We start from the raw sequence: 16,676 nt of genomic DNA on the forward strand, positions 1-16,676 counted from the left end.
AGGTTTATGGCAACGATGTCTCTCTTCTAAGGGCTGCATCTTATCGGCTCCCCCATCTTTGTCAACTTTGCCATTGATTCAAAAGTTTACAAGAGATCAACTTTAAACCTAAACGAATTTTCAACCGGTATGTTTTTTTGCCTGCTCTGCCACGGTTTGACCCACCCGAAACAGGATCTCTGCCATTCCTGTCGCCAGGACCTGCCCTGGAACCAGCACCATTGCGAACGCTGTGGTGAGCCCTGGCCAACCCCGTTTCAGGGCCTGTGCCAGCCCTGCGTATCCGAAGAGCCGTACTTTGATCAGTGCTTTGCACCCTTTCGATACGGGTTCCCCATCGACCAGCTGATTCTGCAGGGCAAAGGTGGCAAACGGGCGGAACTGCTGTTTGCACTTGGGCGACTGTTGGCGGATGCGCTGCTGCAACACAGGATTCCACTGCCAGACGCCATCATCCCGGTACCCTTGCATCCGCACAAACAACAAAAACGCGGCTACAACCAGGCCGGGGTTTTGGCCCAGGTGGTGGGACGCACGCTGGCGGTACCTGTGCGCCACGATCTACTGCTGAAGATACGGGAACCTGGAGATCAAAAAAGTCTCTCCCGTGGCGGGCGCCAGCACAATATTCAGCGGGCCTTTCGAGTGCAGCGATCACCGCTGAAAACCTGCACACCTCCGTTGCGGCATATCGTATTGCTGGACGATGTCATCACCACCGGCAGCACCATCAATCAACTGGCCAAACAGCTGCGCAGCAGTGGCGTGGAGCGGGTGGACGGGTGGGCACTGGCCAGGGCAGCCAAACAGATCTATAACCAGCCTTCCTCACCATTGTGATAGGATGCGGTCTCACCCCATATAAGCTGGCGACCATGAGTGAGATTGAGCTGTACCCCAACTACGATCACCTGACACCGGATCTGGTGATCAACTCTGTGGAATCCCTGGGTTTCCTTTCAGATGCCCGCATTTTCCCCCTGAACAGTTATGAGAACCGGGTCTACCAGGTGGGCATCGAGGAGAACGACCCCGTTATCGTCAAGTTCTACCGCCCGGGACGCTGGAGTGACGCCGCCATTCTGGAAGAGCATCAGTACTCACTGGACCTGGCGGAGCTGGAGCTACCCGCCGTGCCCCCCATGATCTTCAACGGCACGACCCTGCATCGGTTCCAGGGCTATCGCTTCGCGGCCTTTCGACGCCAGGGCGGCCAGGCACCAGAACAGGATGATTTTGATCAGCTGCTCTGGTTAGGCCGACTGCTGGGGCGCATGCATAAAGTGGGCGGAACAACCCTGTTCCAGGCCCGCCCCACCCTCACCGTGGAACGGCTGGTGACTGAACCGGCGCAATTCCTCCTGGAGCACCCATTTCTGCCGGAATACCTGAAGCCCCGCTACCGGCAATTAATTGAAGATTTCAGCCAACGCTTCCGAGGCCTGTTTGAGCAGATAAAGCCACAATGGATTCGCTGTCATGGAGATTGCCACATCGGCAACATTCTCTGGCACCGGGAAACTGGACCCTGGTTTGTGGATTTCGACGACTGCCAGAACGCACCGGCCGTGCAGGACCTGTGGATGCTGCTGGCAGGCAGTCGCCCGGAGCAGATCAGCCAATTCAGTGAACTGCTGGACGGGTATGAGGAATTCAACACCTTCAACCGCCGCGAGCTGCAATTGATCGAGCCCCTGCGCACCATGCGTATGATTTACTACGCCTGCTGGCTGGCCAGGCGCTGGGATGACCCCGCCTTCACCAGCAACTTCACCTGGTTCAATACCGATGGTTACTGGCAGCACCATGTGAACAGCCTGGAGGAGCAACGCCAGCTATTGGACGACGAGCCCTTCTCCCTGTTCTGATGCCACCCGGACGGGTCACCGCAATGCCCAGCAAAAAGCCCGGCAAGCCGGGCCTCTTCTGCTACGAACAGTGGAATATTATGCGACTTTCTTCAACTGGGGCTCTTCTGGCAGTCGCTCATAGAGCGCTTTCAGGGATTGCACCGACTGGCCCAGCTTTTCGCCGTCCTCAATAAAGTGCTTCAGCATCATCCGGGTTTGCGGAGCCGTTTTCACGAACTGGAACTTGGCATAGGATTCCGCATCCATGGGCGACAGCAGCCGCATCACCGGCAATGCCATCTTGACCCAGAACAGACTGAAGAGGCGCTCCGTCCAGTTCAGGCGCTTGCCGAACTTAGCAGCCACGATGGACAGGGCCTCCTGAGCTGCCGCCACCGCCAACTCCAACGATCCACTGAGGCGCAGCCGACGGAAAGACCAGTTTTCCAATTCCAACAACGCCACCAGGGGAATCATCATGGCGGAACGGTCTGCGTAGATACGGGACGCATCCTGCTCCACCTTCACATTGAAGCGTCCGGCAGCCATGGCACCCGCCACGTCCGGCAGACGATTCTCGTTCCCGGAAAACTCAGCGGGCATCATCGGCAGCACCAGATACGCCACGCCCTTTTTGTCCGCATCCGGGTGGTAATCCGGCAAATCCGGTAATGGTGTCTGATAACTGATAAAGTTAACGATGCCGCATACCACTCGCTCTGGTGGGAACTGGCTGAACACATAATCCCGGTCATCCAGATCAGGCTGCAGCATGACCACCGTCGCGTCGCCGATAACCGCCTTCAATTGCGCCAACCAGCCACCACGCAGGTCCGCTGACGAAACCGTCAGCCACACCTGATCCCATTGCGTTTGCTTCAGTTCATCAAATTCAGTGTAAATGCCATCGGCGTCGAACTTCTCCGCTGCGCCCAGCCCGCTGCGTCGGCACCGATAAAGCGTAAATCCCTTTGCGCATTCTTCTTTGTATTTTTCTTTTACGAAGTATGAGACGGAAGCGCCACCGCGTTGCAGAAAATGGCCATATACCTGGCCCACGGCGCCTGCGCCCACAATCAATGCTGTTACCACGTTGTCAGTCCCTCCGATAGTGACAGTCTTTTCGATATAAACACACCACTTGTAGGGTCACAAGGTATTGATTGGGTTAATGCTTTAATTTTTATATCATGTTGTTCTAATAGGTTTACGTTGAAAACGGAAACTTATATCTGCCCCTCCACGCATCGCACCACCAACATCAGAAGAGCATTAACGTATTGTTATGGCTAAGAAAATCACACTGAAAGAGTTGTCTGAGGCGAACAATAAATGTGATCGTTGTTTTGAGTCGAAATGCTGCCAGTACATCACCCAGAACATCGACAAGCCCACGACCATGAAGGATTTTGACCTCCTGCTGTGGCAGGTCTCCCACAAAAACGTGCACATTTTCAAGGATGAGGAAGGTTGGTTTTTGCTGATACTGAATGAGTGCGTGCACCTGCAGAAAGACGGCCGTTGCGGCATCTATGAGGTGCGTCCACTGATCTGCCGGGATCACACCAACGATTATTGTGAGTACGACGTCAGCATCAAGGATGGCAGTGAACTGTATTTTTCCGGCTACGACGACCTCAACAAATATTGTCGCAAGCGCTTCAAGAGCTGGGACAAACGCTTCAAGAAGAAAAGCTGGAAGAAAAACGCTGAACCCATGTTGTCGTAATAGCGGACCCGCTCACCGAATAATAAAAAAGGGTCTGCTGGCCCTTTTTTATTATTCAGATTCGTACTCGTCCTGATCTGCCCCAGACTCTGATGGCTTGGGCGGCGGCCCAAAGCGGAGCCCTTTCTTCAACACCACTCTGGCGTCCTCCGGAAACACCGAACGGGGTTCACGCTCAAGATTGCCATATTGATCGATGATCAGGCTCAAGCCGCGCATCTGGTCGTACTTCTCCTGGCTGACTCGATTGGCGGAAGTATCATCCCGGACAATCGTGGGCTGCAGAAACAACAGCAGGTTGCGCTTCGTCATCTTCTGACTCTTGGCCCGGAACAAGGCACCCAGCAACGGCACGTCACCCAGCAACGGCACTTTGTTCACCACCTCTTCCACGTCATCCCGCACCAAACCGCCGGTGACAATGATCTCACGGTCATTCGCCAGAATCACCGATTTGACTGAGCGCTTCTGAGTGGAAATATCCGCCGCCCCGGTGATGGTTTCGTTACTCACGTTGGACACTTCCTGCACCAGCTGCAAGCGCACCACATTGCCGTCATTGATCTGGGGGGTCACCCGCAGGGTCAGACCCACGTCCTGTCGCTCAATGGTCTGGAAGGGGTTGTCGTTGTTACTGCTGAGGCTGGTACCGGTGATGAAGGGAACGTTCTCACCCACAATGATTTCCGCCTCTTCATTGTCCAGTGTCATGATGCTCGGGGTGGACAACAAATTGGAGTTGGCGTTGGATTCCACGGCCTGGATCACCACGCCCATTTTCACGTCACCACTCTGGTTGGCGCCGCCCGCCAGCAATCCCGAGAAGGAAGCGCCATCGGTTGAAGCACCGTCGGAGCCCTCCAACAGTCCAGCGATCGTAGCGAGGGAAAGTTGACCTGGCACCGCCAGACTGGTTCCCGCCAGTCCATTGGCAGGATCGCCGTAGCCCCATTGCACACCCAACGCCTCGTTGGCGGTGCCGGACACCTCCACAAAGGCCGCCTCAATCAGCACCTGGGCCCGGCGTACATCCAGTTGATCCACAATATTGCGAATCTCTGCCAGATCCGCCGGCGCCGCCCGCACTATGAGCGCGTTCAGGGTTTCATCCGCCTGGATGGTGATGTCACCGGAGGTGGCTGTGGGGGTTGTCAGCGTGGCCGTAGCCTGAGCCGCGCCACGCTTGGTGGAAGAGGCAGAGCGGGATACTGTTGCCGACTGACCGGATACCAGCGCGCTCAAGATCTCCGCCACTTTTTCCGCTTCGGCGTGTCGCAGGTACATAACCTGAGTGGAACCGGTGCTTTCCACCGGACGGTCCAGATCCACCACCAGAGCCTTGACCCGGGCGCGGGCTGATTTCTCGCCCCGCAGAATCAAGCGGTTGGTGCGCTCTTCTGCCACGACCCGCACCCGCACATTCGCGGCGGAGCGGCTGGACTTTTTGGCTCCACCGGTTTCCACCGGCGTCAACTGCTCCAGGGTTTTCACGACGTCGCCAACCCACGCGTATTTCAGTTGCACCACTTCCACTTCTTCACTTTCTGCGCTGTCGATGCGCTTGATGATCTCAATAATGCGGCCAATGTTATTGGCGTGGTCGCTGATGATCAGCGCATTGGCAGAGCTGACCGCGGCCAAATGCCCGTACTGGGGCACCATGGGCCGTAGAATCGGCACCAGCTCGGTGGCGTTGGTGTTCTCAACCGGGATCACCCGGGTCACCATTTTCTCGTTGCCCAGGCTGCCGCTGGCCAGGGGCAGGTCTTCCTGTTTGGCGCCCTGGGTGGGAACGATCTTCACCACATTTCCGGTTTTGACCGCCGCATAACCATGAATTCGCAACACGCTCTGGAACATGTCAAAAATATCATCGGAGGACATTTCGGTGTTGGATACTACCGTCACCTCACCCTTGACACGGGGGTCCACAATAAAACTGTATCCGGTGATGTCAGACACCTGTTCAATGAAGGTGCGGATGTCTGCCTTCTTCATATTGATCTTCCAGGCGCCGGCATTTTGTGGCGCACTCCAAGCCGCCACAGGCATCATCACAACCAGGACCAATGCCATCAGCATTCGCGTTATTCGCATACTTGTCTCGCTTCCGAGCCACCGATTTTTCATATTCGTTCTATCCAAAACCATGCTGTTGCTTACAGCCCCGGAAGGGCGACCTCCGAATCAAACTGCCGTCCATTGCGCTCCATAGAGACCCGCACAGAGCCATCCTGCATCACCTGCTCTATCAGCGCGACATCCTGGGACGGATCCCCCAGGTTGCGGCCATTCACCGCCAGAATCACATCCCCCGGCTTGGCGCCGATTGCCGCCAGCATGGGATTCGGGCTATCCGACACCCGATAGCCACGACCGTTGTTGGACGCCAGACCGAATTGACCCAGCACTTCACCTGGATCCTGTTCAAGCTGCTCCCGCAAGGTACTCACCATCTGCTGGGCCATTGCGGTCTGGGCCTGCTGGTTGGCGATTCCGGCCCTGCCGCTGCTGCCACCGAAACCGGGGCGGGAATTGGGAGTACGCCCACTGGCGCTGGTACGCGTGGTGCGGCTACTGCGACTGCGGCTGTTACCATCGTTGTCCGACCGGGTTAATCCGCCCTTGGCGTTTTCAGGAAAGTACAACGCCTCCAACTGGCCATTGCGATTCAACAAAACTCGATCCTGGTATACCGCAGCCAGGGTCACATTACCGGGAACTTTATCACCGATTCGATACAACTTACTGTCTTTGCGTATTTCCGCAATCATGGCTGTGGAGCGTTCTTCGACAGGGGCAACGAATACGGCCTGAAGTTCCAGGCTGAGGCGGGTTTCGGGGGCGTTGACGTCTTTGGGCTGTTCGGTTTGCACCACTTTTTGCCCCTCTTTTCCAAACAGGGACCACATGGCGATGGCGGAGGTATCGACCTTATCCTGGCGCCCCAGGGGCTGGCTGGCAGAACGCTGCTCCCCATAGAAGGATGGCGCAGACCCAACGGACGTATCAACAAACAGGTACACGAGCTTAACCAACACAAAAGCTGTTGCCACCACCAGCACCAGGCAGGCAGCCGAGTTAGCTCTTTTCACCCAAGGATTTAATTGGGTATCCGCGGTCAAAGTTCTCTCCTGACGTCCAGGGTTCTTATTCTTGTTGTTTGAGCCTCACTTTACCTCAAGGTTCAACGGATGCGAATAAGACCGTACTCTTTAATAACAGATTAGCAGTGAATGCTTACAATGCTCTTAAAAGGGCAAGGGCTGCTGCATATTGACCAGCACTTTATCATCACCGCCTTCAGCGCCCATACCCACCAGGGACAACACCCTTTGCAGCACTTTCAAGCTACCTAACCCTTTCTCCGGCAACAGCCCGGCTTCACCCAACAGCTGGTTACCCTTCGCTTCAGTGACGGTGAGGAACAGGCTACCTTCCTCTTCACGAACCTGCCCGTTGACGGGAGGAATATCCAGAGGGGTGCGAGACCCACTGCCAGGTGCCTTGACCCTGCCTCCGGACCATCGGATCCAGCCTTCAGCGTTGGTAATGGTTTGCCCTGACAGGTTCACTGAAATGTTCTCGATATTGATGACACCGGAAGCGGAAATGCCAAACTGCCTTAGGGACTGATTCAGCAGTTCGGCCTGCACGTCACCATTCAGGTGCGACACACCGGTTCCCCACAACCCCCAATGGCCGGCGCCGCTCACGCGGAAGTCATTTCCTTCCGCCCGCAACACGATGGCCACTTCACCCAGCAATAAGCGCAGGCCTTTCAAATCCCAATCCACCACCACCGGGCCCCGCACAATCTGGGTACGCAAACGCCCAACGGCATATCCATTCCAGACCGTGCCACCCACCCGCTCCACCTGAACCGGCAAACCACCAGCGCTGCCCGAGACCATGCTCCAGAGAATGCTGGCGGGAAACAAGGCAATGGCAAAAACGATGCAGGACAATACACCGATGAGAATCAGATTACGTATTTTCATGACCGGGATGAAAGGGTATCCCTCTCCTATGCTACTTCCAGCTTATTCTTATTAGTGTACGCCAAGAGGCCAGCTTAACATAATTTGTTAGTCTGACCCCATTACCACAGACCACGACCAGAGAGGACAGTTGGACGAAGCTCGGATCAGAACGGGATATCATCCTCAAAATCAGACCCGGCAGGTGAAGGACTGTTACCGCTGGAGGAGCTGGAGGAAGATGACGCGCCTTGTGCTTCCGGCATCTGGTCGTAACCGGCAAAACCATCGTCAGACCCACCGCCCGAACCACCCCGGGAATCCAGCATCTGCATTTCACTGGCCACGATTTCTGTGGTGTAACGATCGCTTCCGCTCTGGTCCTGCCATTTACGGGTACGCAGAGAGCCTTCCACATAGACTTTGGTGCCCTTCTTCAGGTACTCACCGGCGATTTCCGCCAGGCGATTAAAAAACACCACCCGGTGCCACTCCGTGCGCTCCTGCATTTGACCGGAATTCTTGTCCTTCCAGCTTTCACTGGTGGCGATGGATACATTGGTCACGGCCCCGCCGCTTGGCATGTAACGGGTCTCCGGATCCTGTCCGAGGTTACCCACCAAAATGACTTTGTTCACTCCGCGTTGTGCCATGAGATTCTCCAGTTATCAGAAAAATGATTATGTCAGGCCGGTTCTGCCTGACTTTCTAAAGGGGACTGATGAGACAGGCGCATTAATTGTTCTCTATCCAGCCGCGCATTGTCCACTTTTAAATAGGCCGCCCGTTCTTCCTTGACCACCACAGCCTCTTCCACCCCGGCGATCCCCATCAGGCGGGACACCCATACCCGGTCATCCAGCTCACCCTCATGGTCCAGGGCCAGAGTCACACTCTGCAGATAGGGCGGCTGCTTCATGCTCCAGGCCAGCAGGAACCAGATGCCGACCACCGCGGCCGCCACCACATACACCGCGCTGTCACCGTAGTGCCCCAGCAACCAGCCTCCGCCAGCCCCACCGGCGAATGCCCCCAGAAACTGACAGGTGGAGTACACCCCCATGGAGGTGCCTTTATACCCCGGAGCGGCGATCTTGCTCACCAGAGACGGCAACAGCGCTTCCAACAGGTTAAAGCCCCAGAAAAACACAAACAACCCCAGGGCGATGCTCCACACATTGTCATGCCATTGGCTCAAGCCAACCAGGGACACCCCCAGCAAGCCCACCCCGAGCATGAACACTTGTTTGATTTTGCGGGCTTTTTCCGCAACGATCATGAGCGGTAACATTAAGACAAACGACAGGAAAAGAATCGGCAGATAAACCATCCAGTGATGGTCTTTGTCGATGGCCGCCTGTTGCAGCAGCCACCCCGGCATCACCACAAACATGGCGGTCAGCACCATGTGCAAAGAGAATACGCCGAAGTCCAGCCGCAACAGGCTGGGGTCTCTGAGCACGTCCGCCACGTGATCCATCATGGGGCGGGTATCCCGCAACATGCGGCGAGCATCCGGGGTGGGCACGACCCACAAGGTCAAGGCCACACCGAACCCGGCCAACACGGCGGTAAACAGAAACAGGCCTTCCAACTGAAACCAGCTTGACAATAGCGGGCCAGCAATCAGCGCCAAGGCAAAGGACATCCCGATGCTCGCACCCACCATGGCCATGGCCTTGGCCCGCTGGTCATCGCGGGTCAGATCCGCCAGCAGTGCCATTACCGCACTGGCGATGGCCCCTGCCCCCTGCAACGCCCGGCCGGCGATCACCCCATAGATGGTCTCTGCCTCGGCGGCCACCAGGCTTCCCACCAGAAAGATCAGCAAGCCACCCACGATGACCGGTTTACGGCCAATCCGGTCGGAGAGCAGTCCGAACGGGATCTGTAACAGGGCCTGGGTCAGCCCGTAAGCTCCGATGGCCAGACCGATCAGGGTGGGAGTGGCCCCTGCCAGTTCCTGCCCATACAGCGCGAACACCGGCAATATCATAAACAAACCCAGCATTCTTAACGCAAACAGACTGGCAAGGGACCAGGTGGCCCGGATCTCAAAGGAATTCATAGTGACTTCAGTTATCCAATCAAGCGCACGATTCTACCATTGATGAAGCCACTCTCGTAGTAGCTCTGGCGACTAACGAGACAGGCTTCCGCCATCCTTGACAGGATTTGCCAATCACTAGTTCCCGTCACCCAATATCTTTATACTTGCGGGTTTATTTGCGGGGGATCACGATGGACACCATTCAAGTTCGCGGTGCACGCACACACAACCTGAAAAACATCAGCCTGGATATTCCCAGGGACAAATTTATCGTCATCACAGGACTGTCGGGTTCCGGCAAGTCCTCCCTGGCATTCGACACCCTCTATGCGGAGGGTCAGCGCCGCTATGTGGAATCCCTCTCCACCTATGCCCGCCAGTTTTTATCGCTGATGGAAAAGCCGGATGTGGACCACATCGAAGGCCTGTCCCCGGCCATTTCCATCGAGCAGAAGAGCACCTCGCACAACCCCCGCTCCACGGTGGGCACCATCACCGAGATCTACGATTACCTGCGCCTGCTGTTCGCCCGGGTGGGCACCCCCCGCTGCCCGGACCATGATCTTCCCCTGGAAGCCCAGACCATCAGCGAGATGGTGGACGACGTCATGGCGCTGTCCGGGGAAAACCGCTATATGCTGCTGGCGCCCGTAATCCAGGACAAGAAAGGTGAACACCTGCATCTGTTTGAAGAACTGCGGGCCGACGGATTTATTCGGGCCCGTATCGACGGCATTGTGGTGGACCTGGATCAGCTCCCCAAGATCGATAAAAAGCGCAAACACACCATCGAAGTGGTGGTGGACCGCTTTAAGGTCAAGGAAGGCATGGAACTGCGCCTGGCTGAATCCTTCGAAACCGCCCTCAATATGGCCGCCGGTACCGCGCTGGTGGTAAATATGGATCAGCCCCGGGAAACGCTGCTGTTCTCCTCCAAATTCGCCTGCCCGGTTTGTAACTACGCCCTCAGCGAACTGGAACCCCGTCTGTTTTCCTTTAACAACCCCGCCGGCGCCTGCAGCACCTGCGATGGCCTGGGGGTAAACCAGTTTTTTGACGAGGACGCCATTGTGGTCTCTGCCGAACTCAGCCTGGCGGAAGGGGCCATCAAGGGCTGGGACCGGCGCAGTGTTTACTACTTTCAAATGCTGAACTCCCTGGCAGACCACGTGGGCTTCGACATCGACAAGCCCTTTGGCAAACTCAGCAAGAAAGCCCGCCAGGTGATTCTGCACGGCAGCGGCAACGATCCGGTGCCGTTCCGCTATCTGAACGACAGGGGCGACGTGATCACCCGCAACCACCCCTTCGAAGGCATCATTCCCAACATGGAACGCCGCTACCGTGAGACGGAATCCGACGCGGTGCGGGAAGAATTGGCCAAATATCTAAGCGTCGCTGATTGCCAGAGCTGTCATGGCTCCCGCCTGAACCGGGCGGCCCGCAATGTCTACATTGAAAGCGCCACCCTGCCGGATGTGGTCCGGCTGCCGGTGGGCGATGCCCTGGAACACTTCAAGACCCTGAAGTTGGACGGCAAGAAAGGCGAAATCGCCGAAAAGATTCTGAAAGAAATACGGGAACGGCTGCAGTTCCTGGTCAATGTGGGTCTGGACTACCTCTCCCTCAACCGCAAAGCCGAAACCCTGTCTGGCGGTGAGGCCCAGCGTATCCGCCTGGCCAGCCAGATTGGCGCCGGCCTGGTCGGGGTCCTGTACATCCTGGACGAGCCCTCCATCGGCCTCCATCAGCGGGACAACGAGCGACTCCTCGCCACCCTCACCCGCCTGCGGGACATGGGTAATACGGTGATTGTGGTGGAGCACGATGAGGACGCCATCCGTGCCGCCGACTTTATTATCGACATCGGCCCCGGTGCCGGAGTCCACGGTGGCGAGGTGTTGCGGGCCGGCAGCCTGCAACAGATCATGTCCTGCCGCAAATCCCTCACCGGGCAGTACCTGAAAGGCACTAAAGCCATTGAGGTACCCGCCCAACGGGTGGCTAACGACCCTAAGCGTCAACTGCAAATCCACGGTGCCCACGGCAACAACCTGAAGCACGTCGACCTGCATTTGCCGGTTGGCTTGATGACCTGCGTGACCGGTGTCTCGGGCTCAGGCAAATCCACGCTGATCAACGGCACCCTGTTCCCATTGGCCGCCACCCTGTTGAACGGCGCCACCACCCACAAGCCTGAACCCTATGGAGAGTTCCACGGCATTGAGCATTTCGACAAGGTGGTGGACATCGACCAGAGCCCCATCGGTCGCACCCCCCGCTCCAACCCCGCCACCTACACCGGACTTTTCACCCCCATTCGGGAACTGTTCGCCGGCACCCAGGAAGCCCGCTCCCGCGGCTACACCCCCGGCCGCTTCAGCTTCAACGTCAAAGGCGGCCGCTGTGAAGCCTGCCAGGGCGATGGGGTGATCAAAGTGGAAATGCACTTCCTGCCCGACATGTACGTACCCTGCGATGTCTGCAAGGGCAAACGCTACAATCGGGAAACGCTGGAAGTGCGCTACAAAGGAAAAAGCATCTGTGAAGTATTGGAAATGACGGTGGAGGACGGTCTCGGGTTCTTTGAGAACGTGCCCGTTATCGCCCGTAAACTGCAGACCCTGGTGGACGTGGGACTTTCCTATATTCGCCTCGGCCAATCCGCCACTACCCTTTCAGGCGGTGAAGCACAGCGGGTGAAACTGTCCAAAGAGCTGTCCAAACGCGATACCGGCAAAACGCTTTATATTCTGGATGAACCCACCACCGGGCTGCATTTTCACGACATCCAGCAACTGCTGAACGTACTTCACCGACTGCGGGACAAAGGCAATACCGTTGTCATCATCGAGCACAACCTGGATGTGATCAAGACCGCTGACTGGATCGTGGATCTCGGACCAGAGGGCGGCAGCGGCGGCGGCGAAATCATTGCGGCAGGCACGCCGGAAGAAATCGCCAAATGCCGCCACTCCCATACAGGGCGTTTCCTGAAACCTCTGCTAACGGCGAAGTAATTCAGTCCATCCGGCTATCGGTACAGGCTGGAGTAACCCTCTTCCAACAGCACCCGCCGCACTGCCGGGCGCTGCAGCATGCGCTGATAATGGGCCGCACAGGCTTGCGGTAGTGGCAGACCAATTCGGTCTGCCCAAAATTCCACATAAAACAAGGCCCCATCGACAATGCTGAATTGCTCCAGCAGGTATTCACTTTGCCCCAGGCACCGCTCCAGCCACGCCAATCCTGTACTCACCATCTGTTTTCCCTGCTGGATAATCGGCTCCGCATCACCACCGGCAGGCAGATAGATCTGCGGTGTAAACACCCGGGTGTAGCCCTGACCATGCACAACGTTCACTGCATAGTTCATCACCTCCAGCGCTTTCAGCTCAGACGTAAGCTCAAGCGGCATCAATCGGGAACGGGAAAACGCCCTTCCCAACCACCAGGCAATGGACATGAAGTCTGTGAGGATTCTTCCACTGTCCGTCACCAACGTCGGAACCGTGCCCTTGGGGTTCAAGGCCAGATATTCCGGAGTGCGATTTTCCCCTTTCATCAGGTCCACGAGATACACCTCAAACACCAGCTCCAATTCCTCCAGCAACAGATGGATTCCCGTGCTGCAGGAGCCAGGCGTCATATAAAACCGCATGGTCACCGCACTGCCTCCATACCACGAAAGATACTGCACAGCTGGAACACCGGCAGTTCGGGTGAAACCGATTTGTGCTGACAGTACTTCGCCACCAGCTTCACCAGCCCCTTGATATCTCGACCACTGGCGGCTGGGAACATTTCCACCAGCTCGGTTAACAAAGCGTCGCTCACAGGCAGCTTGAATTGCCCGGTCATCACCTGCCATATCTTCAGCCGGTCATCACGGCCAGGTGGGTGGTACTTAATCAACGCAATGCAGCGTGAAACGATCGCCTCATCGATATCATCAACACGATTCGTGGTCAGGAAAAGCAACCCATTGAAGTACTCCAGCACGCGTAAAAAAACGCCCACTACCGCATTCGCAGCAATGTTGTCATCACGACGCTTGATATAGACATCCGCCTCATCAATCAGCATCACAGCACCCCAACGCTGCGCACGAATCAACGTATTCTTCAGCGCCTGCTCCATCTCCATGACATTTAAACCCAACTGACCGGAATGCACACGGTAAAGCGGACGACGAATCACTTCGGAATACACCTCAGCCGTGAGCGTCTTACCTACACCCGGCGGACCAGCACACAGCACCGTGGTGCCACCGGATTTACCTTGCACCACGTCATCCATCAACATATCCATTTCTGCGGTCAGGATGTCGATGAGGTCGGTTTGCTCCGGAGGCAGTATCAGCTTGTCCTTCAACTCTGGTTGATAGCCATAGATCTCCATGTCATCCACATGAACCCAGACATGGTGATGTAGCTCCAAATGAAACATGAGAACGTAACCGTGCACCGGGATCTCGGTAAACATCCGCTCCGGGATACTGTCACGAAGCTTTTCAGCCTGGGCCTCTACGCGATCGTTGTAATTGGTACTGCGGCCGGCCTTACGCAGGTACTTGGCCAATACGTCCCCCGTGCAAGCTAATTCCAGCGCACGATCCTTGACGATCTCCTCATCATTTACCATCCGCGCCAACTCTCCGGAGCTCGACAGCACAATCCTGCTTTTGCGGGACCAGTCGGTATTACGGTGGCTTGCGGTTGGGTCTTCGGCATAGTACCCGGTCCCCCGCCCGGTAAACTGCTGCCCGTAACGGGCCCGCCAATCGAAATAGCGCTGGCTGGATCGCTCATAAGCGTCGATCAATTCCGGAGTTTCCTTGAAATAACCCTTTCCGGCCAATATCTCAGGCAAGCTTTTGCCGACAATATCCCGTTCCAGAATCATCAACGAGATGGATTGCAGCTTGGCCATTGCATTAGCTTTGAGCTCGAGCAGTATCCGGCCAGCTTCTTCCTCACCTGGCGGAGTAAAATCAATGCGCGCAACCAGGTAGGGAATCGGTTTCCCCTCTCCATTCGCCTTGAACAGCCAACCCCGCACCCCGTCCATCAGCAGATAATCAACCAATGCCGGCAGCAGGGACTCAAGCTGACCTTCCGCAAAAGGCGCTAAACGCAGTCGCAAGGCTTGCGTGAGCGTCAGCAGTTGAGCCGCATATCCAGGCTTGGAATCGGCACTCTCTACATAAAGCTGCGCCAGATAATCCAGCTGATCGAGGGAGAAACGGTTGAAAGAGGTTTCCACACGATGCCCGAACTTAAGCTGCTCTAATAAGCTATCCAGATCCGGGAAGCGTTTGACAAGGGGTTCGAGATAAGGCCTATCAATGTACAATTTCATGGCACGCCGCCTGCGTATTCCTGACCAGAATCAGGGAGCAAGCTGTGTGCCATGGACAAACACTTGAGTTTTAAGGAAAACTTGAACGGGCCGGGCAGTATAAACGGCGCAAACTCGCAACATTGTTGGGAAAACGACACGCACAATGTGGTCTCCGGGGCAGCACACCCCGCCAACATGCGAAAAAAAAGCCGGCTAGGAGGTAGCCGGCTTTTTTAACTACAACATCTGTCTGGAGAGAATGCTATTCCTCATCCATCTCCACAGCTTCAGCATTCACCGGTCTGTCGACCAACTCAACCAACGCCATAGGAGCTTTGTCACCGGCACGGAATCCGCATTTCAAAATGCGAATATAACCGCCGGGACGGTCTTTGTAGCGGGGACCAAGGTCAGTGAACAGTTTACCCACGGCTTCATTACTGCGCGTTCGGGCAAATGCCAGACGTCGGTTTGCCACACTGTCGGTTTTAGCCAAAGTAATCAGAGGTTCTGCGTGACGACGCAGCTCTTTCGCTTTGGGCAACGTTGTTTTGATTAACTCGTGCTCAACCAGGGACACCGCCATGTTGCGGAACATCGCTTTACGATGGCTGCTGTTACGGTTGAATTTACGACCACTTTTACGGTGACGCATCGCTCTTTTCCTTTACAACTTACGGCCCCGACAGCGCGGAGCAATGGTTTAACGTTTCTTCAGTACGCGCTCATCATCACGCAGACTGCCGGGAGGCCAATTTTCCAGGCGCATACCCAGTGAAAGACCTTTTGACGCCAAGACGTCCTTGATTTCGGTGAGGGACTTCTTACCCAGGTTAGGAGTTTTGAGCAACTCCACCTCAGTGCGTTGTACCAAATCACCAATGTAGTAAACGTTTTCCGCTTTCAAGCAGTTGGCGGAACGAACCGTAAGTTCCAGATCATCCACCGGTCGCAACAGAATCGGATCGATTTCGTCGCGCTCTTCCACTTTTTGGGGCTCGGATTCTTTCTCCAAGTCCACAAACACTGCCAACTGCTGCTGCAGGATTGTGGCGGCACGACGAATCGCATCTTCAGCGTCGATAGTACCGTTGGTTTCGAGATCGATCACCAGCTTGTCCAGATCCGTACGCTGTTCAACTCGCGCACTTTCCACCACGTAGGCCACACGGCGAATGGGCGAGTAGGTTGCGTCCAGCTGCAGGCGGCCAACACCACGAGTTTCCTCGTCGCTCTCCCGGCCATCTGCAGGCTCGTAACCCCGCCCTTTCTGAATGCGCAGCTTCATGTTGAGCTTGGTGCCCGCACTCAGGTTGGCGATCACAAGATCCTTGTTTACGATTTCAACGTCATGATCCAACAAAATATCGCCAGCGGTGACTACACCAGGGCCATCCTTGTTGATACTCAACAACGCTTCGCTTTTATCGTTCAGACGCACTGCCAGGTTCTTCAGGTTCAGCAAAATATCAATTACGTCTTCCTGAACCCCTTCCAGGGTGCTGTACTCGTGAACGACACCGTCGATCTCAACTTCTGTTACTGCTGCTCCGGGCATGCTCGACAAAAGAATGCGACGCAGCGCGTTCCCCAACGTATGTCCGAAGCCCCGCTCCAAAGGTTCCAGAGTCACCTTGGCGTGGGTTTCGTTAATTTCCTGAACACCAATAGTCCGTGGTGTTAAAAACTCATTAACAGAGCGTTGCATATAGAGTACCACCTCA

General features: G+C 55.9%; 14 protein-coding genes. 4 read left to right on the top strand and 10 right to left on the bottom strand.

Annotation, left to right across the window (positions count from 1 at the left end):
- Window positions 1-129: 129 nt before the first annotated feature.
- On the top strand, window positions 130-840 hold the full coding sequence (locus D9N14_RS19125) for a ComF family protein (RefSeq protein ID WP_290582747.1): 711 nt from the start codon (window positions 130-132) through the stop codon (window positions 838-840).
- A gap of 35 nt (window positions 841-875) precedes the next feature.
- Window positions 876-1,868 (top strand): serine/threonine protein kinase, encoded by a 993-nt coding sequence (locus D9N14_RS19130; protein WP_290582749.1) that lies wholly within the window; start codon window positions 876-878, stop codon window positions 1,866-1,868.
- A gap of 78 nt (window positions 1,869-1,946) precedes the next feature.
- On the opposite strand, the gene D9N14_RS19135 is transcribed toward D9N14_RS19130, so the two are convergent.
- Window positions 1,947-2,942, bottom strand: a complete 996-nt coding sequence (locus D9N14_RS19135) for a ketopantoate reductase family protein (RefSeq protein WP_290582752.1) — start codon at window positions 2,940-2,942, stop codon at window positions 1,947-1,949.
- 193 nt (window positions 2,943-3,135) lie between these two features.
- Between D9N14_RS19135 and D9N14_RS19140 the strand changes: the two genes are divergently transcribed.
- Entirely contained in the window at window positions 3,136-3,579 is a 444-nt protein-coding gene (locus D9N14_RS19140) for a YkgJ family cysteine cluster protein (protein WP_290582753.1), read from the top strand.
- A 51-nt stretch (window positions 3,580-3,630) separates the two neighbouring features.
- Here the strand turns inward: D9N14_RS19140 and gspD are convergent, their stop codons facing one another.
- From gspD to D9N14_RS19165, 5 genes are all read right to left on the bottom strand, one after another.
- Window positions 3,631-5,676 carry a type II secretion system secretin GspD gene (gene gspD, locus D9N14_RS19145; protein ID WP_290582755.1) on the bottom strand — a complete coding sequence of 682 codons (2,046 nt, stop codon included), beginning with the start codon at window positions 5,674-5,676 and terminating at the stop codon, window positions 3,631-3,633.
- 62 nt (window positions 5,677-5,738) lie between these two features.
- On the bottom strand, window positions 5,739-6,674 hold the full coding sequence (locus D9N14_RS19150; RefSeq protein WP_290582757.1) for a type II secretion system protein N: 936 nt from the start codon (window positions 6,672-6,674) through the stop codon (window positions 5,739-5,741).
- 156 nt (window positions 6,675-6,830) lie between these two features.
- Complete coding sequence (gene gspN, locus D9N14_RS19155; RefSeq protein WP_290582759.1) at window positions 6,831-7,580, bottom strand: type II secretion system protein N; 750 nt, start codon at window positions 7,578-7,580, stop codon at window positions 6,831-6,833.
- 146 nt (window positions 7,581-7,726) lie between these two features.
- Complete coding sequence (gene ssb / locus D9N14_RS19160) at window positions 7,727-8,212, bottom strand: single-stranded DNA-binding protein (RefSeq protein WP_290582761.1); 486 nt, start codon at window positions 8,210-8,212, stop codon at window positions 7,727-7,729.
- Window positions 8,213-8,244: 32 nt separating this feature from the next.
- Entirely contained in the window at window positions 8,245-9,627 is a 1,383-nt protein-coding gene (locus D9N14_RS19165; protein WP_290582764.1) for an MFS transporter, read from the bottom strand.
- A gap of 173 nt (window positions 9,628-9,800) precedes the next feature.
- Here D9N14_RS19165 and uvrA point away from each other — a divergent pair, with 173 nt between their 5' ends.
- On the top strand, window positions 9,801-12,629 hold the full coding sequence (gene uvrA / locus D9N14_RS19170) for an excinuclease ABC subunit UvrA (protein ID WP_290582766.1): 2,829 nt from the start codon (window positions 9,801-9,803) through the stop codon (window positions 12,627-12,629).
- A 14-nt stretch (window positions 12,630-12,643) separates the two neighbouring features.
- Here the strand turns inward: uvrA and D9N14_RS19175 are convergent, their stop codons facing one another.
- The 4 genes from D9N14_RS19175 to D9N14_RS19190 all read right to left on the bottom strand — a co-directional run bounded on the left by D9N14_RS19175 (window position 12,644) and on the right by D9N14_RS19190 (window position 16,660).
- Window positions 12,644-13,270: a glutathione S-transferase family protein gene (locus tag D9N14_RS19175; protein ID WP_290582773.1), complete on the bottom strand. Its 627-nt coding sequence runs from the start codon at window positions 13,268-13,270 to the stop codon at window positions 12,644-12,646.
- Window positions 13,271-13,272: 2 nt separating this feature from the next.
- Entirely contained in the window at window positions 13,273-14,970 is a 1,698-nt protein-coding gene (locus D9N14_RS19180; RefSeq protein WP_290582768.1) for an AAA family ATPase, read from the bottom strand.
- Window positions 14,971-15,214: 244 nt separating this feature from the next.
- Entirely contained in the window at window positions 15,215-15,607 is a 393-nt protein-coding gene (gene rplQ / locus D9N14_RS19185; RefSeq protein ID WP_290582770.1) for a 50S ribosomal protein L17, read from the bottom strand.
- Window positions 15,608-15,655: 48 nt separating this feature from the next.
- Window positions 15,656-16,660: a DNA-directed RNA polymerase subunit alpha gene (locus D9N14_RS19190; RefSeq protein WP_290582775.1), complete on the bottom strand. Its 1,005-nt coding sequence runs from the start codon at window positions 16,658-16,660 to the stop codon at window positions 15,656-15,658.
- Between the last annotated feature and the right edge of the window lie 16 nt (window positions 16,661-16,676).

This window comes from Ketobacter sp., from assembly GCF_003671495.1.
Classification (GTDB): domain Bacteria; phylum Pseudomonadota; class Gammaproteobacteria; order Pseudomonadales; family Ketobacteraceae; genus Ketobacter.

Bases quoted from the DNA above. Each gene is read 5' to 3' on its own strand.
- D9N14_RS19125 (WP_290582747.1), top strand. From the start codon at position 130: ATGTTTTTTTGCCTGCTCTGCCACGGTTTGACCCACCCGAAACAGGAT.
- D9N14_RS19130 (WP_290582749.1), top strand. From the start codon at position 876: ATGAGTGAGATTGAGCTGTACCCCAACTACGATCACCTGACACCGGAT.
- D9N14_RS19140 (WP_290582753.1), top strand. From the start codon at position 3,136: ATGGCTAAGAAAATCACACTGAAAGAGTTGTCTGAGGCGAACAATAAA.
- gspD (WP_290582755.1), bottom strand. From the start codon at position 5,676: ATGCGAATAACGCGAATGCTGATGGCATTGGTCCTGGTTGTGATGATG.
- gspN (WP_290582759.1), bottom strand. From the start codon at position 7,580: ATGAAAATACGTAATCTGATTCTCATCGGTGTATTGTCCTGCATCGTT.
- ssb (WP_290582761.1), bottom strand. From the start codon at position 8,212: ATGGCACAACGCGGAGTGAACAAAGTCATTTTGGTGGGTAACCTCGGA.
- D9N14_RS19165 (WP_290582764.1), bottom strand. From the start codon at position 9,627: ATGAATTCCTTTGAGATCCGGGCCACCTGGTCCCTTGCCAGTCTGTTT.
- uvrA (WP_290582766.1), top strand. From the start codon at position 9,801: ATGGACACCATTCAAGTTCGCGGTGCACGCACACACAACCTGAAAAAC.
- D9N14_RS19175 (WP_290582773.1), bottom strand. From the start codon at position 13,270: ATGCGGTTTTATATGACGCCTGGCTCCTGCAGCACGGGAATCCATCTG.
- D9N14_RS19180 (WP_290582768.1), bottom strand. From the start codon at position 14,970: ATGAAATTGTACATTGATAGGCCTTATCTCGAACCCCTTGTCAAACGC.
- rplQ (WP_290582770.1), bottom strand. From the start codon at position 15,607: ATGCGTCACCGTAAAAGTGGTCGTAAATTCAACCGTAACAGCAGCCAT.
- D9N14_RS19190 (WP_290582775.1), bottom strand. From the start codon at position 16,660: ATGCAACGCTCTGTTAATGAGTTTTTAACACCACGGACTATTGGTGTT.